The organism is Caldimonas brevitalea (genome assembly GCF_001017435.1).
GTDB lineage: Bacteria > Pseudomonadota > Gammaproteobacteria > Burkholderiales > Burkholderiaceae_C > Caldimonas > Caldimonas brevitalea.
Genome location: NZ_CP011371.1, coordinates 1,277,380 through 1,296,825, shown reverse-complemented (window position 1 = coordinate 1,296,825; position 19,446 = coordinate 1,277,380). Strand labels below are relative to the sequence as shown.

Genomic DNA, 19,446 nt, shown 5'->3' with positions numbered 1-19,446 from the left:
GCTGTCGAGCCCGCGCAACATCTCAGGCGCGCTGACGACGCGCGAGCCGAGAGTCTACGTCGGTGTCAGCCGGTACGGCTCGGCGAAATGCCAAGCTTTTCACGCGGCGGCGCTTGCCGGTGTTGCGCCCACTGTCTGCGGCCAGCGCTTGCGCAGACAGATCCAGGCCAGCAGGCCGACGCTCATCATGAGCAGCGATGCGAACGCCAACGCCTGGGTCGAGTGCATCACCAACGGTGCGACGACGCCGGCCACCACACCGTTGGCCACCGAACCGACCACCGCCTGCAAAGACGACGCCAGCCCGCGCCGCTCGGGAAACAGGTCGAGCACCATCAGCGTCACCACCGGCACCATCAGCGCCCAGCCGAAGCTGAACAAGCCGATGGGCAGAATCGACCACGCGACATGGGGCTCGAACAGCAGGTTCGCCACCACGTTGCCGATCGACACCACCGTCATGATCACGAAACCGTGGCGGATCTGACGCCTGGGCTCGATCTTGCCGGCCAGCCGGCCGCTGGCCCAGGCGCCGGCCATGATGCCGCCGATGGCGATGACGAAAAACCAGAAGAACTCGGTGGGCGCGAGCCGCAGGTGGTCGCCCAAGAAGGCCGGCGCCGACAACACATACAAGAACATGCCGTTGAACGGCACACCGCTGGCGAGCGCCAGCAGCAAGAAGCGCGGGTCGGAACCGAGCTGCGCATAGCCGCGCATCAGGTTGCGGGCGTTGAACGGCTGGCGGTGCGTGACGTGCAGCGTTTCGGGCAGCAAACGGTAGTTGGCCGCGAACAGCACCACGCCGACCGCGGTCAGGAACCAGAAGATGGCGTGCCAGTCGGCGTGCACGAACAACCACCCGCCGACGATCGGCGCCACCGCCGGCGCGACACCGAAGTAGATGGTCACTTGCGCCATCACCCGTTGCGCCTCGGCGGGCGGGAACATGTCGCGGATCACCGCACGCGACACCACGATGCCCGCGCCGGCGGACAGGCCCTGCAGCGCACGAAAGAACACCAGCGAGGCGATGCTGCCCGACAGGGCGCAACCGGCCGACGCCAGGGTGAACACGGCCACCCCGGTGAGCACCACGGGCCGCCGGCCGAAGCTGTCGGCCAACGCGCCGTGGAAAAGGTTCATGAAAGCGAAGCCGAACAGATAGGCCGACAGCGTCTGCTGCATCTGCACCGGCGTCGCATCGAGCGAGCGGGCAATGCCGGCGAAGGCCGGCAAATACGTGTCGATCGAGAACGGCCCGAGCATGCCCAATGCGGCCAGCAACACGGCCAAGGCCCAACGCGGGGCTTGCCAGATCTTGTGCGCGTCGGGGTTCATGCCATGCGTCTCGCTCTTGTTGTGGCCGCAGCGCGCAGTGCGCTGCGGACGTCATAAGAGTGAAGCAAACCGATAGGCCGGATTCTGTGCATCGGGTCGCCCCGACGTGACCGCCATTCCTCTGGGCCGCCCCTCGCGGATGCGGCTCGATGCCACCTACCCGCACACTCCCCGGGCCGGATCGACGTGTGCCTATTTGGTGTTGCTGCGCGTAGAGATTGCCCGTTTCACCCGGCCTCTGGAGTTGCCCCCAGGACCGACTCGTCTCTGTTGCTCTGATCCTCGCCTCACGGCGGACAGGTGTTACCTGCTACGCTGCCCTGTGCAGTCCGGACCTTCCTCCAGCGCAGCCTTTCGGCTCTTGCGCCAGCGGCGGTCTGGCTTGCTTCACATGGCAATTATCCGGTCAGTCGCAAGGCTTTGCTCGGGCAGTGGCCGAAAGACCTGAGGGTCGTCATAGAAGCCGGCCGTTTCGTTGTCGGGCCACCAGCCCGGCACCCCCAACACCGGCAGCGGCCAGAACGGTTTGGCCGCCAGCAACTCGGCGTCGAGGTGGGGCGAGGTGTCGGGCGGCGACAGGAACACATGTGCGGTGATCGCCTTGCGTGGCGTCACCAGCTTCTCCAGCAGCGCGTGGCCGAACAAGCGCAGCCGCACCCGACGCCACACGTCACGACGCTCGACGAACAGTGGGTGCCAGCGCCGCTGCCGCAGCAGTTCGCACACGTCGGCCGGGGCGCTCATCAGCGCAGCGTTCTCGTCGAACAGCGTCAGCGCATCACGCACCGCACCACGGTGAGCGCCGACGCCACCTGCGCGCGCGATCTGCGCGGCCTGCAGTTCATTCAGGCGCCGCTTCAGGCCCGGCTCGCTCCACCACACCAGACCGTTGAAGAAGTCGTGCAGGTTGTCGCGCGTCGGCACGCGCGCGGTGGCGGCGATGTGGGCCTCGTAGGGGATGCCCGCCGGCAGGTCGGCCTGAGGCACGAACTGAAGCGGGCCGGCAGCCAAGCTCGGCACCGGGCCGTGGAGCGCTTCGGCGTTGAGCGCTTTTGCGACGCTCGCACCCGCCTGGATGCGTCCGGCCACCCGCTGGCCGCGCACTCGGTAAGGATCGAGCCAGGGTCGCGACCAGTCGATCGCGGCCAGGGCGTCGTGGAGCCCCGCCCTGCTCAGCGGTGGCGCGACGGTTGCGCGCATGCGCCTTCGACGCCAGCGGTGCTCAGGCCTGCGCTTGCGGCGTGACCACCCGCCACGCCAGGCTCTCGCCCGCCCGCAGCGGCTTGAGTTGCGCCTCGCCGAACGGCAGCGTTTCGGGCACGGTCCAGCTTTCCCGGCGCAAGGTGACGTGACCCTGGTTGCGCGGCAGGCCGTAGAAGTCGGCGCCATGGAAGCTGGCGAAACCCTCCAGCTTGTCGAGCGCGCCGGCCGCCTCGAAGGCCTCGGCGTACAACTCGAGGGCGGCATGCGCGGTGTAGCAACCGGCACAGCCGCTCGCGTGCTCCTTCAGATGCGACGGGTGCGGCGCGCTGTCGGTGCCGAGGAAGAACTTCGGATTGCCCGAGGTGGCGGCCGCCACCAGCGCAAGGCGGTGTTCTTCGCGCTTGAGCACTGGCAAGCAGTAGTAGTGCGGGCGGATGCCACCGGTGAAGATGGCGTTGCGGTTGTAGAGCAGATGGTGCGCGGTGATGGTCGCGCCCAGCCCCGCATCGGCTTCCTGCACGTACTGCGCCGCTTCCTTGGTGGTGATGTGCTCGAAGACGATTTTCAGGCCCGGGAAGTCGCGCCGCAGTGGCGCCAGCTGGGTGTCGATGAAGACCTGCTCGCGGTCGAACACGTCGATCTGCGGGTCGGTCACCTCGCCGTGCACCAGCAGCGGCAGGCCGTGGCGCTGCAAGGCCTCGAGCGTGCGGTAGGTCTTGCGCAGATCGGTCACGCCGGCGTCGCTGTTGGTGGTGGCGCCCGCCGGGTAGAGCTTGACAGCCACCACGCCCGCCTGTTTGGCACGCTCGATCTCGTCGGGCGGCAGGTTGTCGGTCAGGTACAGCGTCATCAGCGGCTGGAACTCGCTGCCCGGCGGCAGCGCCGCCAGGATGCGGTCGCGGTAGGCCACCGCCTGCGCCGCGGTGGTGACCGGCGGGCGCAGATTGGGCATGATGATGGCGCGACCGAACTGGCGCGCCGTGTCGGCGACCACGGCCGCCATCGGTGCGCCGTCACGCACGTGCAAATGCCAGTCGTCGGGGCGGACTAGGGTGAGCATGGACGTCATGAGGGGCATTGTCCCACTGCTTTCCCCATCACTCTGCAACACTTCGACTTCCGCGGCGACGGACGAGCTTTTATGCTGCTGTCCTTCGTTTCCACGGCAGCGTGCGAGCACGACGGTTTCACTTAGGACAACGCACATGAACGAGACAGCCAAGAACACCCGGGCCACCATCATCCCCTGCCTGCGCTACCGCAATGCGCCGGCCGCGATCGACTGGCTCTGCGAGGCGTTCGGCTTCGAACGCCTGCTGGTGGTGCCGAACGAAACGGGCGACATCGCCCATGCGCAACTGGTCTTCGGCAACGGCATGATCATGCTGGCGTCGGCGGACAACGAATCGGAGTACGGCGACCTGGTCAACATGCCCGACCAGGTCGGCGGCGTCGAGACGCAGAGCCCCTACCTCGTCGTCGCCGATGCCGACCAGGTCTATCAGCGGGCCAAAGCGGCCGGCGCCCAGATCGTCGTCGAGATCAAGGACGAGGAATACGGCGGGCGCGGCTTCACCTGCCGCGACCTCGAAGGCCGGCTCTGGAACGTCGGCACCTACGATCCCTGGGACCAGCCGTCGAGCGGTCAGCCGAGCTGACCCGGCCGCGGCCTACCCGCGCACCCCTCTCAATGGAAATCGCGACTCTCGGTCGCGAGCCGGCCCAGCAGTGGCGTCAGGTCTTCGAGGTGCTGCGCGATCAGGTGCGTGACGGCGTCCTGCTGCTGCCACACGCCGTACACCGCGAGCAAACGCGCGTGCAGCAGCGCCGTGCGATAACGCTCGCGCAGCCGCGGCCAGACGATCACGTTGACCGACCCGGTTTCGTCTTCGAGTGAGACGAACACCGTGCCGTTGGCGGTGCCGGGCTGCTGGCGCATCGTGACGATGCCGCAGGCGCGCGCGAGCCGCCGGTCGGCCAGCGCCTGCAGCTGGGCCGCGCTCATCAGCCGGCGCGACGCCAGCGCCGGACGCAGCAAGGCGAGCGGATGGCGCCGCAGGCTGAGCTTGAGCGCGGCATGGTCGAACACGATTTCTTCGCCTTCGGGCGCGGCCGACAGCGCCAGCGGCGCTTCGACCACCGGCGCGTCGTCGAGCAAGGCCGGTGCGGGCAACCAGGCCGCCGCCTGCCAGACCTGTTGGCGCCGATGGCCGGCGAGGCTGGCCAGCGCGTCGGCACCGGCCAGCCGCTTCAGCTCGTGCGGGTCGAGCGAGGCGCGCCGGGCCAGGTCCTGCACATCTTCGAAGGGTGCTTGTCGGCGTGCCTGCTCGATGCGTCGCGCCGCGGCCTCCGACAAGCCACCCACCAGCCGCAGGCCCAGGCGCACCGGCCCGAGCGGCGACGGCGCCGGGCCGCCCTGCAGCCCTTCGAGCGTGCAATCGTGGTCGCTGTGCTGCACGTCGACCGGCAGCACCTGCACGTCATGCCGACGCGCGTCCTGCACCAGCTGGCTCGCCGAGTAAAACCCCATCGGTTGTGAGTTGAGCAGGGCCGCGAGAAAGGCCGCGGGCTCATGGCATTTGATCCAGCTGCTCGCATAGGCCAGCAGCGCAAACGAGGCGGCGTGGCTCTCGGGAAAGCCGTATTCGCCGAACCCCTTGATCTGCTCGAAGATCTGCTCCGCGAACTCGCGCTTGTAGCCGCGTTCGGTCATGCCGTTCAGGATCTTGTCCTGGAACGGCATCACGTCGCCGTGCCGCTTCCAGGCCGCCATCGCGCGGCGCAGCCGGTCGGCTTCGCCGGGCGTGAAGCCGGCGCACAAGATGCACAGCTGCATCACCTGCTCCTGGAAGATCGGCACGCCCAGCGTGCGGCCGAGCGCCTCTTCCAGTTGCGCCGACTCCAATGGGGGCCGCGGCAGTCCGGCGCGCCGCCGTTGTTCGTCTTTCTCGCGCCGCTTCAAATAGGGGTGCACCATGCCGCCCTGGATCGGGCCGGGGCGGACGATCGCGACTTCCACCACCAGGTCGTAGAACTCGCGCGGCTTCAAGCGCGGCAGCATGCTCTGCTGGGCGCGGCTCTCGATCTGGAACACGCCTACCGTGTCGGCGCGGCAAATCATCTCGTAGGTCGGCGCGTCGTGATCGGGGATGTCCTGCAGGCGGAACAGCGCACCGCGCCGTTGCCCGATGAAGTCGAGCGCGCGACGCAGCACGCTCAACATGCCCAAAGCCAGCACGTCCACCTTCATCAGGCCCAGCGTGTCGAGGTCGTCCTTGTCCCATTCGATCACCGAGCGGTCGGCCATCGCGGCGTTTTCGATCGGCACGATCCGGCTCAACTTGCCGCGTGCGATCACGAAGCCGCCGGTGTGCTGGCTCAGGTGGCGCGGGAAGCCCTTGAGCTGGCGCGTCAGCGCGATCCACTGTTGCACCCGCCGGTCGTCCGGCGACAGGCCCAGCACAGCCAGCCGTTCGGCCATCACGTCGGGGCTGTCCCACCAGTGGTGGTCCTTGGCCAGCCGGTCGATGTGGGCCTCGTCGAAGCCGAGCGCCTTGCCGACATCGCGTATCGCGCTGCGCGAGCGGTAGCAGATGACGGTCGCGGTGAGCGCCGTGCGTTCGCGCCCGTATTTGCGATAGAGGTACTGGATCACCTCCTCGCGCCGCTGGTGCTCGAAGTCGACGTCGATGTCGGGCGGCTCGTCGCGTTCGCGGCTGATGAAGCGTTCGAACAGCAGTTCGTTGCGGGCCGGGTCGATCTCGGTGATGCCCAGGCAGTAGCACACCGCCGAATTAGCCGCCGAGCCGCGCCCCTGGCACAGGATGCCTTGCGAGCGCGCATGGTTGACGATGTCGTAGACCGTCAGGAAGTATTTCTCGTAGCCCTTCTCGCCGATCAGCGCCAGCTCTTTCTCGATCGCGGCCCGCACCTTGTCGGGCAGGCCGTCCGGAAAGCGTCGGCGCACCCCCTCGTCCGTCACCTGCCGCAAGTACGATGCGGCCGTCTGCCCGGGCGGTACCACCTCCTCGGGGTATTCGTAGCGCAGTTCTCCGAGGCTGAAGCTGCAGCGCGCCGCGACGTCTTGCGTGGCGGCCAGCAAATCTGGCGGGTAAACCTGTGCCAGCCGCAGCCGCGTGCGCAGATGCCGCTCGGCATTGGGCTGCAGCGCCGTGCCGCACTCGCGCACCGGCCGCCCGAGGCGTATCGCGGTCAGCACGTCCTGCAACGGCTTGCGTGAGCGCACATGCAGGTGCACGTCGCCCGCCGCCACCAGCGGCAGGCCGGTGAGGCGGCTCACCTCGCGCAGCTTGTGCAACCAGGCGGTGTCGTCGGCCTGCAGCAGCAGCTCGACGGCGAGCCAGGCGCGGCCGTCGAATTGCCGCTGGAACCAGCGCGCCTGCGCGTGGACCGTGTCGAAGCTGGCGCTGCGCTCGGGCACCAGCAGCACCACCGTGTCGTGCAACCGCGAGGGCAGCAGTTGCGACCACTCCAGCTTGTAGTGCCCCTTCGGGCTCGCGCGCCGCAAGCGCGTGATGAACTCGCTCAGGTTGCCGTAGCCGTTGCGGTTGCAGGCCAGCACCACCAGGCGAAAAGGCGAGTCGCCCGACACGGCGAACTCGCTGCCGGTGAGCAATTGCAGCGTCGGCGGCGGACGGCCTTGTTCGCGCGCTTCGCGCTGCAGGTCGAGCAGGCTCTGGTAGGCGCGCACGACCCCGGCCAACGAGCATTCATCGGTCAGCGCCAGCGCGTCGTATCCGAGCGCCGCTGCCCGCTCGACCAGCTCGCCCGGATGCGAGGCGCCACGCTGGAAGCTGAAGTTGCTGAGACAGTGCAGCTCGGCGTAGCGCGGCAACAGGTGCGACTCTCGCATGTGCCGCCCTCACCCGAACACGCCGTGCAGAAACCAGCCCGCGGCGCCCGCATCGGCTGCGGCCGAAACGCGCTCGCGGTAGATCCACAGCAGGCTGCCGCGCTGATCAGCCGCAATGTAGTAGTCGCGCGCCACGGCGCCCGGCCCAGCCTCGACCTCCCACCAGCCGGCGTCGACACGATGGGGACCGGCCAGCAGCTGCAGCGCGCCGCCGTGCTGCGGCAGATCGCGCCGCACGGCCAGCGGCTCGGGGCAACACAGCAGCCAGCCCGGCAAAGGCGACGGCAGCGCGCCTGCGGGCAGCGGTCGCGGCGCCTCGCCAGTGGCCGCAGCGCGCCAGTGCTGCATCGACTCCGGCCGGTGGTCGGACACGAGCTGCGGCCGCACCACCCGCTCGGCCCCAAGGCGCGCCGTCAGCCGCTCGACCAGTTGCGCCAGCGACTCCCCGTCGCGCGGCGCCGCGGCACCGGCCTCGAGCGCCAGCGCCGCGCTGTGCGGTGCCAGCGGCTCGACCGTGTCCGCGCGCAAACTCAATTCGCCGACCGGCCCGTCGAGCTGCACCCGCGACAACAGTTCGCCGAGCAGGCGGCACAAGTGCTCGGGCTGGCGCGTGATCTCGGCGGTGCGCACCACCAGCTCGCCGGCGTCGTCCGTGCCCGGCCGATGGAAGTCGTGACGCCAGCCCAGCACGAAATGCCGCACGCCAGCATGCCGGGCCGCGAGCCAGCCGCACATCTGCAGCACCAGACGGCGCGCGCCGAACATCAGTGCGCCCGCCTCTTCGACGCGCCCGGGCAGTTCCAACCGGGTGTCGAACACCTCGGGCAGCCGCAGCCAGTCCCAGCGCTCGGGTCGCACGCCATAGGCCTGGTCGAGCGCTTCCAGCAGCGCCGCGCCGCAACGGCGCGCCAGCCCGGTACGCGGCAAGGCGCGCAGCTGGCCCAGCGTGCGACAGCCCAGACGTGCGAGCAGCGGCTCGTGCAAGGCCGCGGCGGTCAAGGCACCGAGCGGCAAGGTGTCCAGGCGTTCGGCCCAACTGTGCGCCGCTGGCCCCCGCGTGGGGCGGGTCCCCGGCACCGTGCGGGCGAAGGCCAATGCCGCGAGCGCGGTCGGCCCCCGCCCCACCTGGCTCGCACCGAGCTCGACCGCTTCGCGCATGACACGCTCGCACAAGGCGCGCGCCCCACCGAACAGGCGCAGGCTTGACTGCACCTCCATCAACACCGCCTCATCGACGTGGCACACGCGCGGTGTGAACTGCAGCGCCCACCACCCGAGCGCCTGCTGCTGCGACTCGCCAAGGCCACGCCCAAGCGGTGCGGAGCCCGGCGGCAGCGGCTCAGGCCGGCTCGCTGACGGCGGGCAAACGAGGGCCAACCAATACGGCATCGGACGACACCTCACGGGACGGTGCGGGGGAGTGGGCCGGCGGGCTGGCGCCCCCCGCGGGGCCGACCGCGGCCACGACGGGCGGCATGCGCCGGGACAGCGCGGCGCGCAGCTTGACCGCCACCACCGGTGCCAACCCGGGCGGCAGGGCCGGCAGCTCGATCGGGTCCGGCCGCGACGGCCCGCGCCGCTTCAGCAAGCGCACCGACAACGTGCACGGCGACGTTGCCGGTTCGACCCGCAAGCGCAGCGGTGCCGCCGAAGCCTGCTGCTGCGCGCGCGCGGGGCGGAACACGAACAAGGGCACCTGGGCGAGCTGGGCGTGCGCGTGCAGCCGGCGCAGTGCTTCGGGGCGCGCCACAGGCAGCCAGGCCAGCACGGCTGCGCTATCGCGGCAATGCAGCGCCTGCTCGGCGGCCCACAAAGCTTCGGTCGGTGCCAGCTCGCGCAGCCACAGCAGCTGGCGGCTGTCGAGCCCGGTCGCTTGCAGGCCGGCGGCAAAAGGCTGCAGACGGGGGACGGCGGGCGCACCGACCAGCACCAGGACGCGACCCGGGTGCAGCCAGGCCGGCAGACCCGGCCCGAGCAGCCGCCATTCGCAGGCCGCCCCGGGTGTGATCAGCACTTCCGTCAACGACCGGCTCGGCCATCCGCCGCCCGGCAGTTCCCGGTCCAGCGCGGCGTGGCCGGTCGGCAGCGTCGGCTCACCGCTGCCGGCCAGGTGGTCGCCGCGCCACATCGCCGGGCCCAACTGGTCCTGCAAGGCCTCGATCGACAACCGCGGCTGCGCAGGCGCCGCCGGCACTGCAGGTGCAGCACCAGAAGAAGAAGACGGCGGCGATGGACGGTGGGCGAAGGCGAACATGGCATACGAACTGTATATATATACAGTATAGAAGCAGGTTCGCCGGCGGCGCACGGTATCCCTGCGCCGTTCAGGCAGATGGTCGTCGGGGACAGCGGCGAGCACGGCCGCGCAGGCGCCGGCACCTGCAGGGCGACGGCCGGCCGACCGGCACGCCCTTACCCGGCCTCAGGACCCCAGTTGCTGCAGCGCCTGTCGCAACTGATGGCGGCCCGCATCCGTTTCGACGTGATCCAGCAGGCGCGCGAAGAAGTCCTGGCGCGACTGGGCTTGGGCCGCGGCCTGCGCCGTCAGCACCCGGGCGATCGGGCCGACATGGTGCGCAAGCGCCCGCTCCGCACGCCGCACCACGTTTTCGCCGATCAGGGTGTCGTCGTGACGCCGCGTCGCGCCGCCACTGCCTTGACTGCCGAAGGTGCCGCCCGCCGCCACCGGCGTGCCTTCGGTGCGGCGCAAGAAGCTGTCACGTTCACCTGCGGTGGTCAGTTCAGCGGCCAGCCGCGTGCGCAGCGACGCCACGTCGGTCGACTCCTTGGCGGCGCGCCGCACCAGCACGCGCGCCAGCGGGCCCAGCATCAAGGCCAGCTCGCTCTCGAAACGCGACAGGGTGTCGGGGTTCCAGCGGCTGCCGGACGCGCTGCTCGGGTGTGCACTGCCGGGCTCCGCCGTTTCATTCGCAGGCGTCGCGACAAAGCGGGGCGGCGGTGGCGGCACCTGCGTCACCGGCATCTCGATGTCGAGCACGGCGCGCCCACGGCTGAGCAAGGCTTGCTTGAACAGCAGCGCGGTGGGATAGCGGTCCTCGGGCCGCTTGGCCATCGCCGTCGCGACCAGCGCATCGAACCAACCCGGTCGCTCGGCACTGCTGACCCTCGACGGCGGCATCGGATCGCTGTTGAGGGTCTGGAACATCACGTTCTCGTTGCTGCCGCCGAAGGGCGAGCGCGCGGTCAACAACTGATAGAGCAGGACACCGCAGGCGAAGATATCGGCACGACGGTCCACCTGGTCGCCGGTGTACTGCTCGGGCGCCATGTGCCCGGGCGTGCCGATCGACGAACTCACCTGCGTCAGGCCGACCGTCTCGATGCGGGCAATCCCGAAGTCGGCCACCTTCAACCGCCCGGCGGGCGTGAGGATCAGATTGGCCGGCTTGATGTCGCGGTGCCACACGCCCTGTTCGTGGGCGTAGTGCAAGGCGTCGAGCAACTGTCCCATCAGCCCGACGATCTCGGCATCGTCGAAGCGCCGCTGCTGTCGCAGATGGTCGCGCAGCGTCGCTCCTTCGACGTACTCCATCACGATATACGGTCCGAGAGCATCTTCACCATAGTCGTGCACCGCGACGATGCCGGAGTGCATCAAGCGCCCCGCGGCCTGGGCCTCGTTGCGGAAGCGCGCGGCGAGCGACGCGCCGGCGGCGCCCTGTTCGATCAGGCGCTGCCGCAGCATCTTGATCGCGACCGTGCGCTTGATCACCGGATCGAGTCCGCGATAGACGATGCCCATCGCGCCCTCGCCCACGAGCCCCGTGATCAGGTATTTGCCGAGCTGCTGTGGATGGCTCATCGCAGGTCTCGCAACACAACCATCGGATGGACAGAAGCCTTGCGCCACCGGCCCGACGTCACAGCCCGAACGGAGCCGCGCAGGTCATCCGCACCTCGTGTGCCGATGAGGGCCACGAACCGATACAGCAGATCAACAGGCACCGACCAGGGTGGCAGCGTCGAAGTGGTGTGAGGCATCCCAAATCTCAACCGTCCAAGAAGTTGCATGAGCGTACACCCGAATCCGTGACCGCAATGAAACTGGTTCCAACGGACCGAAGCGCGGTCGCCGAAATGGGCCGAACGGCACTTCGCCCGTCCGCTGTCCGCTTCGCCTTTCACACCGGGCGAGACGCTCGCCAGACCTACTCTTACGTCCATGGGTTCGGTGCCTTTTGCAACACCCGGCACCCCCGATCTAACCAGGACATAAGACGTCATGCGACTTCTCGCCAAGCTGATTGCAAGCTGTTTGCTCGCCACGGCAGCGCTCCCGCCAGCTTTCGGCGAGACGGCCTTCTCAAACAAGCGCTTCGTCTACCGGGCTGACGGCAAGAAGCTCAACGAAGTGTTTCAGGACTTCGCCGCAAGCCAGTCGTTGCCGCTCGTGATCGACGACGGCGTGGCCGGCACGGTGAACGCCGAGTTCAACGCCAAGCCCGAGGAGTTCCTGAATGCGATGTCCCGGACATACGGCGTGATCTGGTACTTCGACGGCACCACCTTGTTCATCTATCCGTCAAAGGCGATGTCCAGCCGAGTCTTCCGCATGCGGGGTTACGACCGCGCCCAAGTGCGCGAGATGCTGAAGTCGCTGGGCCTGGGCGACGCCCGTTTCCCGCTGCGCTTCAATGAAGCCGAGCAGACCTTGCTGGCCTATGGGCCGCCGCGGCACATCGAACTGGTGAGCACGGTGATCGACACGCTCGAGCGCAGCAGCCGCGACCGCATCGGCAAGGCCATCCAGGTGTTCCCGCTGAAGTACGCCTATGCCGCCGACCGCATGTCCGGGTCGACCCGGATACCCGGCCTCGCCAGCACTCTTAACAATATCTTCAGCGGCAACGAGCGCTCTGGCAGCGGGCTCAGCGAGAGCAAGGGTCGCGGTGTGGCCGCCCCTGTCGCCAGCCCGGTGGACAAGCGGCGCTCGGCTGAAGAGCTGTTCGGCATCAGGCCGCCGGACTACCCCGCAGCGTCGCCGTCCGCTTCGGCGAATCCGGCGGCCAAAACCGACCCGTCGTCGGGCGGCAGCGGCAACGCCGACCCCGAACGGCCGTTCTTCCAGGCCGACGAGGCGACCAACTCCATCATCGTCCGTGCCATGCCCGAGCGCATGAAGCAGTACGAGACGTTGATCCAGCAGCTTGACGTGGCGCAGGATCTGGTGGAAATCGAAGCCACCATCATTGATGTCAGCACCGACGAGTTCGAGTCGCTCGGCATCGAATGGGACTTCACCCGTGAAGGGCGCGGCCGCATCACCGTGTCACCGGGGGCTCCCGCGTCCAACGGTCAAGGCACGAGCACCGCGCTCGGCGGGGCGAACATCACCACCGTCGTCGGCGACGCGGGCCGTGCCCTGTTGACCCGCATCAAGGCCCTCGAAGGCAACGGCAAGGCTCGCATCCTCGCCCGCCCCAAGGTGCTCGGCGCGGCCAATCGCATGGCGAGCATGGTCGACAAGCGGGTGGCCTCGGTGCGCGTCGCCGGCAACCTCGACGCCAACCTGTTCACCATCGAGGCCGGCACCTCGCTCGAGGTGCTGCCGCAAATCGTCATGCAGCCCGATCGCCGTGAAGTGCGGCTGTCCTTGTTCATCGAGGACGGCAGCTTCGAGGGGGCCGTGGTGGATCAGGTTCCCATCATCAAGCGCACTGAAATCCGTACCGAGGCCACCATCCGCGAAGGCGAAAGCCTGCTGGTCGGCGGCATCTCGGTGGAGTCGGACAGCAAGGGTCGCACCGGCCTGCCCGGACTGTCACGCATCCCGCTGATCGGGGCCGCCTTCCGGCACGACGAAAACGTCAAGACGCGCAGCGAACGACTGTTCCTGTTGACGCCCAAGGTGATCAGCGTGGCCCAGCCGGCCAAGCCGGCTCCGGTGCCGAGCATCGAACCGCCTGCCGGGGCCACCCCAGCGCCTCAGGCCTATGGCGCCGCCAAGCCGGCCGCCCGGCTTGCGCTGTCCGAGCCCGTGCAGCAGCCCGTCCCGGCACCGGTGATCCCCGTCGCAGCCACCCAGCGCGCCACTGCGGACTGTCCCGCAGCCGCCCTCGGGCTGTCCACCGCCGCCTGCGCCACCAGCGCTCGTGGCGCACGTTGAACCCACGGCCCTTCGCAAATCATGAAGCGCCTTCGCATCCTGACCGGCCGCCACATCGGCGCAGCCCTAGATTTGACCCCAGGCACTTACCTCATAGGACCCGGCGATGACTGCGACCTCACGATCACGGACTGGACCCTGGCGCCCGTTCGTCTGCAGATCGACGCCGACGGCAAGGCCAGCGTCCACTACCTGGCGCCTGCCGGCGACGACGCAGCCGACGGCGACCAGCCGGCCGACGCGACGTATCGCCAGGCAACAGCTGCCCGGGTCGAACGACGTGAAGCGCTGCTCGACCTTCAACCGCGCGCCTTTGCCGAAATCGTGGCGTGCGTTGGCCCGATCGATCGCCCTTGGCCGTCGGACGTCGAGCTGCTCGCTGCGGTCTTCGAGCCGACTCCCGAGCGGATCGCCCGTTGGGCCGGTGCGAAGCTTCGCGCCCGCCGGGCAGCGTTGTTCGCGGGGGCAGCCATGCTGATCGTCGGCGCGGGTGTGGTCGGCGGTGCCAAATGGTGGCATCCGCAGCAACCACCGGCCCCCAAGATGACGGCCGAGCTGGCCCGCGCTGCGCTGAGTCGCACGCTCGAGAGCTCGGTGCCGGGACGGCTGCAGGTGACGTTGGAGCAATCGACGCTGGTGGTGTCGGGCCTGGTGGAAACACCGCAAGAGGCCGCGACGGTCCGCGCCGCCGTGGAGACCGCCGCCCTGCCCTTTCCGGTGGTGCAGCGATTTGCGGTCGCCAGCGAGGTGGCCGAGGCGATCCGCAGCAGCGTCGGTTTGGCCGACGCACAGGTCAGTCACACCGGTGCCGGCGTGTTTGCCTTCATCGGAGAGGCACCCGATCCCCAGGCGGTACGCGCCGCGATATCGCGTGTCGCCGCCGACCTGGGACCCGCCGTGCGGCGCATCGACGCGACGCTCGAGCAAACCAAGGGCAAGCCTGTGAAGGTCGATTACCTCTCGACTCTCACGACCGACGGCCTCTCGGTCGTCCACACCCGCGACGGCGTCAAGCACGTGGTCGTCAACCCGGTGGAACCGGAGTTGATGGCGCGAGACGCGCTGTCCATCCATTAACCGGCCTCGAGCCAATTTGACAGGAGCTATGCATGGACACCGACAGCCTGAACCCCCCCGTGAACCTGGTCAGCGACTTCCAGGCGCTGCAGATGACGATCTTTGAAGACCCCTCGGGCGAGAAAACCCGCAGCCTGGCCGAGTACTTCCGCCAAGCCGAGACCAAGAGCCTGGAGATGCAGCTGCACAGCAGCGACTTCGAAGAAAAAGAGTTCGCACGCCTGGTCAGCGACGCGTTCGGTGCCTCACGGCGCATCGTCCTCGCCGCTTGGGCCAAGGCCCATGGCAGCGAACTGACGGTCTGAACCTCGGTCCACGTGCCAACGGAGAGAACCCCATGAGCACCGTCTTGTATTCAGCGCATCCGTTCGCTCAGCCGGCAGTCACCTCCGGGCGTGACGATCTGCAAGCCCACGCGGCCCACCGACTCGGCGTCGTCCGCCACCTCGTCGCCTCGATGATGTTGGGCCAGATGTACGGCCTGCACGAGGAGGCCGACCTCATCTTCAAGGCTGCATCGCGCCTGCTCGGCGATGGCCGCGAACTGCGCATCAGCCTGGCCTTCGCCAGCGCTGTCGGCGGCGACCTGGCACCGGCCCGCACGCTGCTCGCGGAAGGACTGGACGACTGGCCGCAGCCGGAAGTGGCGCGCATGTCGGTCGCCCTCGCGCTGAAGATGGGTGGGGCTCCCGAATGGCAGGAAGTCGTCGAGCAGACGCTGGCGGTCAGTGTCGACCCGGTCGCCCGACGCTTCGGACACCAGATCCTCAACCCGGATTCACCCCAACTCTAGGAGCTTTTGTGGCCGGCTCCGGTCCGACGGCATCCCGCCGGCGGTTCTCAAGGCCACTGACTTCAACTTCAACTCAACTCACTTAAAGGAAACATCATGCTTGGTGCACTCAGCGGACTCGGAAGCACTCTCGGCAACATCGCTAGCGGCGGCGCAAGCACGCTGCAGAACAAGGCCCTCGGCTCTGCCAACCGCGAAATGAGTAAAGAGATGGCCGAAGAAGACTTCAAGGACTCCCTGCAAGCCGCGGCCAACTCGCGTCTGAAGAAGGGTGGCGAACTGATCAAGTCCGCGGCGCAATAACGCCTCGACTCATTAGTCTCGATTACAGGAGATCGAAATGCTTCCACTAATCGCTCCGCTCGGCATGATGCTGGGCGGTGGCCCCGGCGGCATGCTGAAAGGCATGCTGGACACCATCAAGAACGGCTGCGAAGCCATGGGCAAGCTCCTGAAAGGCGACCTGCCGGGCGCCATGAAGGAGTTCGGCGAAGCCATGCAGAGCGCCCAGAAGTCGATGGGCGGCATGGGCGGCCTGCCGGGCTTGCAACTTCCCGGAAAGGGCGATGACCTGCTGATGAAGCTGCTCGGCCTGGACGGCGGCGGCAAAAAGGCGGGCGGCGCCGAGGGCGGCGGCGGCGTGGGCGGCGGCGAGGGCGGCGAACAAGGCGGCAATCCCCTCCAAGCCTTGATGCAAGGCCTCGCCTCCATCATGCAGGCGCTGACCGGCATGATGGGCGGCGGCCGGGGCTGAGCCCCACCCGCCTTCGATGGCCTCGAACGCTCACGCCGCGCCCCTGCGCGGGGCGTGAGCCCTTTCCCCACCCTCGACGTTCGGGTCGAGACCCATTTGGAGAACCTTCATGTTCACCCCGCAGCTCCCCAAGCCTCTGGTCGACCTTCTGGCCGACATCCTCGTACTGGGCAATGAACTGTCGGCATCCGAGGACACCCTGGCCGTTCTGCGGCTGATCCGCAAGGTGCGGCCCAAGCTCCAGGAACTGGCCGTCATGGAAGCATGGCAATTCATCCACGCCCAAGACTACGCCTCGGCGCGACGCCTGCTCGAAGACGCCGACCGCACCGGACCGCCGGACGCGATGGTCAAGGCGATGCTGGCCACCTGCCTCTATGCGGAGCAGGACTCGCTGTGGCAAGGGTATGCCGACGAAGCGCGTGCCCTGCCCGCCGATGCCGAAACGCTCGACCTGCTGGCCGCCATCGACAAGCTGGACGGCAAGGTGGCTCCTCCAGTGCCGGTGGAGAGCATCGCCGCGCCGGACCCCGGGATCGGCATGCGGTGCTGAGCCCCTTCTTCCCTTGCAGGAGATCGATGACATGAGCATTCCCGCCATTCCTCCCATTGAGGGAGTCCTGGAGACCGTCAAGACCGGAACCGGTGCCGGCGGCCCCCTGCCCGACGCGGCGATGACCGAGAAGTTCCAGGCCCTGATGGGTTCCGGCGACCGCAGTGGCCCCGACGTGGGCAGCACCGACGGCCCCAATGCCCTGGGCAAGGTCATGGAACGCCAGGAAGCGTTGATGCGCAGCGACGAGCAGGCCTTGCGCAACCTGGCGACCAACGCGCCGAACATGAGCATTGCCGAGCTCAACCTGGCAACCCTCGAGATCAGTCGCAGCATCACGGCCAGCGGCTTCAAGATGCAGGCCTCCACCGCGATTGCACAGGGCAGCAACAAGAGCTTGCAGTCACTGCTGAAAAACCAATGACCCCCCGGAGCTGGCCATGAACCGACCGAACCGACGCTACGCTCACCAGGCCGTCGCCGTGCTCGTCATGGCAGCGGCGCTGGTCGGCTGCAAGCAGGAGGTGCACTCCAAACTAACCGAACGCGACGCCAACGACATGCTCGCCGTGTTGCTCGAGGCCGGCATCGACGCCGAAAAGAGCAGCCCGGATGGCAAGACCTGGAACATCGCGGTCGAGAAGGACAGCCTGGGCGGCGCGCTGAGCGTGTTGCGCTCGCACGGCCTGCCCAGCCAACAGCACGCCAACCTGGGCGAGATGTTCAAGAAGGACGGCCTGATCTCGACCCCCACCGAAGAGCGCGTCCGTTTCATCCACGGCGTGTCGCAGGAGCTGGCCGAAACGCTGTCGAACATCGACGGTGTGGTGACCGCTCGCGTGCACGTGGTGCTGCCCAACAACGACCCGCTGGCCGAACAAGTCAAACCCTCGAGCGCCTCGGTTTTCATCAAGCATCGTGTCGATGCCAACGTCGGCACCCTGGTGCCGGCCGTCAAGAACCTGGTGCTGCGCAGCGTCGAAGGCCTCAGCTACGAAAACGTGAACGTGACGATGGTCGCCGCCAATGCGGCACCGCCCCGACTGCTGACGCCCGCAGGTGGCGATGCACAGCGTCCCGCAGGGTGGATGCTCGGCGCCCTCGTCGCCGGCCTGCTCGCGGCGCTCGGCGGTGCGGCGTTGGCGGTCTTCAAGCTGCGCCCCGCTTGGTTGCCTGCAGGCCTGCGCCGCGGCGCAGCGCAGCCGGCCGTCGCCACAGGGTCGACGCCGTGAGCACCGCAGCGCCGGTGCTCGCCGTCACCCGGCTGCTGCAGGCCATCGAAGCCAAGGCCGCCGAACTGGCGAGCCATTTGCACCCGGCCTGGCTGGCACTCGCGTCGCAGCAGCTGGGGCCGCTCGCATCCGCGCTCACCGGCGACAAGCCGAGCCCGACCCTCTCGCGGCTGATCGGCGAGGTCTACGGCATCCGATGGCCGGCCCTGCCGACGCTGGCGCACCGGGTCCATCGCCTGGTCGTGCTGGGCCGCGCCGACGTGGTGCGTGTGCTGTCGACCGCGGCCTTGCATGCGCGGCGCGACAGCATGCGGCGCTGCATCGGGCGTGACCTGCGGCGCCTGCTGGTCGAGCGGGTCGGCGAAGTGGCCTACCGCGAGCTGCTGGCACGCCCCGGGCAAGGCGGGCTCGACGCCCAGCCGCTGGAAGCTGCCGAACTGCACGAAGACCGGCTGTCCACGGCCGGCTATCGGCTGTTGTGCGAGCAAGGGGCGTGGCACAGCCGGCAGGCCCTGGCCATCGCGCGGCTCAGCCTGGCACCCGCGGCACTCGACGGCGAGCATGTGACGCCGCTTCCCTCCGGCCGGCCCGACCTCGACTCGTTTTTCGACCACCTCCCTCATTACTTCCCGGAGCACGCATGGTTGTTTGGTTCAGACATGGATCGTGCACTGTCGGCGTAAACGATGGTGTGGTGAGGGCCGCGGAGTTCGCGACCCTCACCACATTGTTGTCCGCGGCACAGACGGTCGAAGCAGAGCACCGCCGCATCGTCGACCAGGCGCAGGCCGAGGCGCAGGAGCTGCTCGCGCAAGCGCGCGCGGAGGCCGAGGCGCTGCTGGAAGACGCCCGTCGGCAACAACAGCAGGCCCATCAGGAGGGCCTCGAACGCGGATGGGAAGACGCTGCCGCCCAATGGGCTGAACAGGCCGTCCGGGCTGCCGCGTCGAACCGCCGCTCGCTCGAGCGCCAGACCGAACGCCTGAGCCAGATTGTCTCTTTGGCGGTCGAGCGGGTGATCGAGATCGAGGACCGGTCGGCCTTGTACCGGCGCGCGTTCCGTACCGTCTCCAAACTCCTGAAGGACGTGCCGATGCTGACGCTGCGGGTGCCCGCAGACGATCAGGGCAGCGCCCGCAGCGGCATCGATGCGGTGCTGCGCGAACTGAGCGCCGAGTTGCCGGTCGAGGTGGTGTCGGACGCGGCGCTGGCGCCGGGCAGCTGTTTGTTCGAGTCGGACCAGGGCGTGATCGACGCGGGTCTGGACACGCAGTTGGCCGCGATCAAGCGCGCCGTTTCACGGGCCGCCCATCAGGTCGCCCTGGCGTCCCTGAGCGAGGGTGAAGCCACGGACGAGACGACGGACGCACACGACGAGGCGATCGACATGCCGGCATTGCACGATGACCCCGCCGCCCCCGAGTCGCAGCGACACGAGTTGCTCGAGGCGACCTGAACCGAGCGCCGAGCGTCTGTCTGACAACCGAGAAGGT

The 19,446-nt window shown here is 68.4% G+C and carries 19 protein-coding genes and 1 other RNA gene; 12 read left to right on the top strand and 8 right to left on the bottom strand.

Annotated elements, in window-relative coordinates:
- Positions 1-99: 99 nt before the first annotated feature.
- From AAW51_RS05745 to pyrC, 4 genes are all read right to left on the bottom strand, one after another.
- A complete protein-coding gene (locus AAW51_RS05745) occupies positions 100-1,341 on the bottom strand; it encodes a multidrug effflux MFS transporter (RefSeq protein WP_047193841.1) in 1,242 nt (413 codons plus the stop codon).
- Between the two features lie 57 nt (positions 1,342-1,398).
- Positions 1,399-1,730, bottom strand: an RNA gene (gene rnpB, locus AAW51_RS28680) — RNase P RNA component class A.
- A complete protein-coding gene (locus tag AAW51_RS05740) occupies positions 1,729-2,541 on the bottom strand; it encodes a DUF3025 domain-containing protein (RefSeq protein ID WP_047193840.1) in 813 nt (270 codons plus the stop codon). The genes rnpB and AAW51_RS05740 overlap by 2 nt, the downstream gene beginning before the upstream one ends.
- 22 nt (positions 2,542-2,563) lie before the next feature.
- Entirely contained in the window at positions 2,564-3,613 is a 1,050-nt protein-coding gene (gene pyrC, locus AAW51_RS05735; protein WP_047193839.1) for a dihydroorotase, read from the bottom strand.
- A gap of 136 nt (positions 3,614-3,749) precedes the next feature.
- Between pyrC and AAW51_RS05730 the strand changes: the two genes are divergently transcribed.
- The gene (locus AAW51_RS05730; protein WP_047193838.1) at positions 3,750-4,202 is read left to right on the top strand and encodes a VOC family protein; all 453 of its coding nucleotides are present in this window, start codon (positions 3,750-3,752) and stop codon (positions 4,200-4,202) included.
- Positions 4,203-4,231: 29 nt separating this feature from the next.
- Here AAW51_RS05730 and AAW51_RS05725 read toward each other — a convergent pair whose 3' ends face one another.
- The 4 genes from AAW51_RS05725 to AAW51_RS05710 form a co-directional block, all read right to left on the bottom strand.
- Positions 4,232-7,417, bottom strand: coding sequence for an error-prone DNA polymerase (locus tag AAW51_RS05725; RefSeq protein WP_047193837.1), 3,186 nt, complete (start codon positions 7,415-7,417; stop codon positions 4,232-4,234).
- Between the two features lie 9 nt (positions 7,418-7,426).
- Positions 7,427-8,806 (bottom strand): Y-family DNA polymerase, encoded by a 1,380-nt coding sequence (locus AAW51_RS05720; protein ID WP_238947770.1) that lies wholly within the window; start codon positions 8,804-8,806, stop codon positions 7,427-7,429.
- Positions 8,757-9,671 carry a translesion DNA synthesis-associated protein ImuA gene (imuA, locus tag AAW51_RS05715; protein WP_157359629.1) on the bottom strand — a complete coding sequence of 305 codons (915 nt, stop codon included), beginning with the start codon at positions 9,669-9,671 and terminating at the stop codon, positions 8,757-8,759. Before imuA ends, AAW51_RS05720 begins: the two co-directional genes overlap by 50 nt.
- Before the next feature lie 168 nt (positions 9,672-9,839).
- Positions 9,840-11,240: a serine/threonine-protein kinase gene (locus AAW51_RS05710; protein ID WP_047193836.1), complete on the bottom strand. Its 1,401-nt coding sequence runs from the start codon at positions 11,238-11,240 to the stop codon at positions 9,840-9,842.
- A gap of 420 nt (positions 11,241-11,660) precedes the next feature.
- On the opposite strand from AAW51_RS05710, the gene sctC reads away from it, so the two are divergent.
- The 11 genes from sctC (at position 11,661) to sctL (ending at position 19,409) form a co-directional block, all read left to right on the top strand.
- On the top strand, positions 11,661-13,544 hold the full coding sequence (sctC, locus tag AAW51_RS05705; RefSeq protein WP_053013361.1) for a type III secretion system outer membrane ring subunit SctC: 1,884 nt from the start codon (positions 11,661-11,663) through the stop codon (positions 13,542-13,544).
- Between the two features lie 21 nt (positions 13,545-13,565).
- On the top strand, positions 13,566-14,621 hold the full coding sequence (locus tag AAW51_RS05700; RefSeq protein ID WP_047193835.1) for a hypothetical protein: 1,056 nt from the start codon (positions 13,566-13,568) through the stop codon (positions 14,619-14,621).
- A 32-nt stretch (positions 14,622-14,653) separates the two neighbouring features.
- Positions 14,654-14,926 (top strand): hypothetical protein, encoded by a 273-nt coding sequence (locus AAW51_RS05695; RefSeq protein WP_047193834.1) that lies wholly within the window; start codon positions 14,654-14,656, stop codon positions 14,924-14,926.
- A 32-nt stretch (positions 14,927-14,958) separates the two neighbouring features.
- A complete protein-coding gene (locus AAW51_RS05690) occupies positions 14,959-15,414 on the top strand; it encodes a hypothetical protein (protein WP_047193833.1) in 456 nt (151 codons plus the stop codon).
- Between the two features lie 96 nt (positions 15,415-15,510).
- Positions 15,511-15,717: a hypothetical protein gene (locus tag AAW51_RS05685; protein ID WP_047193832.1), complete on the top strand. Its 207-nt coding sequence runs from the start codon at positions 15,511-15,513 to the stop codon at positions 15,715-15,717.
- Positions 15,718-15,820: 103 nt separating this feature from the next.
- A complete protein-coding gene (locus AAW51_RS05680) occupies positions 15,821-16,168 on the top strand; it encodes a hypothetical protein (RefSeq protein WP_157359628.1) in 348 nt (115 codons plus the stop codon).
- 109 nt (positions 16,169-16,277) lie between these two features.
- Complete coding sequence (locus AAW51_RS05675; protein ID WP_047193830.1) at positions 16,278-16,721, top strand: HrpB1 family type III secretion system apparatus protein; 444 nt, start codon at positions 16,278-16,280, stop codon at positions 16,719-16,721.
- A gap of 31 nt (positions 16,722-16,752) precedes the next feature.
- Complete coding sequence (locus tag AAW51_RS05670) at positions 16,753-17,145, top strand: hypothetical protein (RefSeq protein ID WP_047193829.1); 393 nt, start codon at positions 16,753-16,755, stop codon at positions 17,143-17,145.
- Positions 17,146-17,161: 16 nt separating this feature from the next.
- Positions 17,162-17,953, top strand: a complete 792-nt coding sequence (gene sctJ / locus AAW51_RS05665; protein ID WP_047193828.1) for a type III secretion system inner membrane ring lipoprotein SctJ — start codon at positions 17,162-17,164, stop codon at positions 17,951-17,953.
- Positions 17,950-18,636: a type III secretion protein HrpB4 gene (locus AAW51_RS05660; RefSeq protein ID WP_047193827.1), complete on the top strand. Its 687-nt coding sequence runs from the start codon at positions 17,950-17,952 to the stop codon at positions 18,634-18,636. Before sctJ ends, AAW51_RS05660 begins: the two co-directional genes overlap by 4 nt.
- A gap of 11 nt (positions 18,637-18,647) precedes the next feature.
- The gene (gene sctL / locus AAW51_RS05655) at positions 18,648-19,409 is read left to right on the top strand and encodes a type III secretion system stator protein SctL (protein WP_169787985.1); all 762 of its coding nucleotides are present in this window, start codon (positions 18,648-18,650) and stop codon (positions 19,407-19,409) included.
- The last annotated feature ends 37 nt before the right edge of the window (positions 19,410-19,446 follow it).

What these genes read in the sequence shown, in the direction of transcription:
- AAW51_RS05745 (WP_047193841.1), bottom strand. Translation starts at nt 1,341, where the DNA reads ATGAACCCCGACGCGCACAAGATCTGGCAAGCCCCGCGTTGGGCCTTG.
- AAW51_RS05740 (WP_047193840.1), bottom strand. Translation starts at nt 2,541, where the DNA reads ATGCGCGCAACCGTCGCGCCACCGCTGAGCAGGGCGGGGCTCCACGAC.
- pyrC (WP_047193839.1), bottom strand. Translation starts at nt 3,613, where the DNA reads ATGACGTCCATGCTCACCCTAGTCCGCCCCGACGACTGGCATTTGCAC.
- AAW51_RS05730 (WP_047193838.1), top strand. Translation starts at nt 3,750, where the DNA reads ATGAACGAGACAGCCAAGAACACCCGGGCCACCATCATCCCCTGCCTG.
- AAW51_RS05725 (WP_047193837.1), bottom strand. Translation starts at nt 7,417, where the DNA reads ATGCGAGAGTCGCACCTGTTGCCGCGCTACGCCGAGCTGCACTGTCTC.
- AAW51_RS05720 (WP_238947770.1), bottom strand. Translation starts at nt 8,806, where the DNA reads ATGCCGTATTGGTTGGCCCTCGTTTGCCCGCCGTCAGCGAGCCGGCCT.
- imuA (WP_157359629.1), bottom strand. Translation starts at nt 9,671, where the DNA reads ATGTTCGCCTTCGCCCACCGTCCATCGCCGCCGTCTTCTTCTTCTGGT.
- AAW51_RS05710 (WP_047193836.1), bottom strand. Translation starts at nt 11,240, where the DNA reads ATGAGCCATCCACAGCAGCTCGGCAAATACCTGATCACGGGGCTCGTG.
- sctC (WP_053013361.1), top strand. Translation starts at nt 11,661, where the DNA reads ATGCGACTTCTCGCCAAGCTGATTGCAAGCTGTTTGCTCGCCACGGCA.
- AAW51_RS05700 (WP_047193835.1), top strand. Translation starts at nt 13,566, where the DNA reads ATGAAGCGCCTTCGCATCCTGACCGGCCGCCACATCGGCGCAGCCCTA.
- AAW51_RS05695 (WP_047193834.1), top strand. Translation starts at nt 14,654, where the DNA reads ATGGACACCGACAGCCTGAACCCCCCCGTGAACCTGGTCAGCGACTTC.
- AAW51_RS05690 (WP_047193833.1), top strand. Translation starts at nt 14,959, where the DNA reads ATGAGCACCGTCTTGTATTCAGCGCATCCGTTCGCTCAGCCGGCAGTC.
- AAW51_RS05685 (WP_047193832.1), top strand. Translation starts at nt 15,511, where the DNA reads ATGCTTGGTGCACTCAGCGGACTCGGAAGCACTCTCGGCAACATCGCT.
- AAW51_RS05680 (WP_157359628.1), top strand. Translation starts at nt 15,821, where the DNA reads ATGCTGGACACCATCAAGAACGGCTGCGAAGCCATGGGCAAGCTCCTG.
- AAW51_RS05675 (WP_047193830.1), top strand. Translation starts at nt 16,278, where the DNA reads ATGTTCACCCCGCAGCTCCCCAAGCCTCTGGTCGACCTTCTGGCCGAC.
- AAW51_RS05670 (WP_047193829.1), top strand. Translation starts at nt 16,753, where the DNA reads ATGAGCATTCCCGCCATTCCTCCCATTGAGGGAGTCCTGGAGACCGTC.
- sctJ (WP_047193828.1), top strand. Translation starts at nt 17,162, where the DNA reads ATGAACCGACCGAACCGACGCTACGCTCACCAGGCCGTCGCCGTGCTC.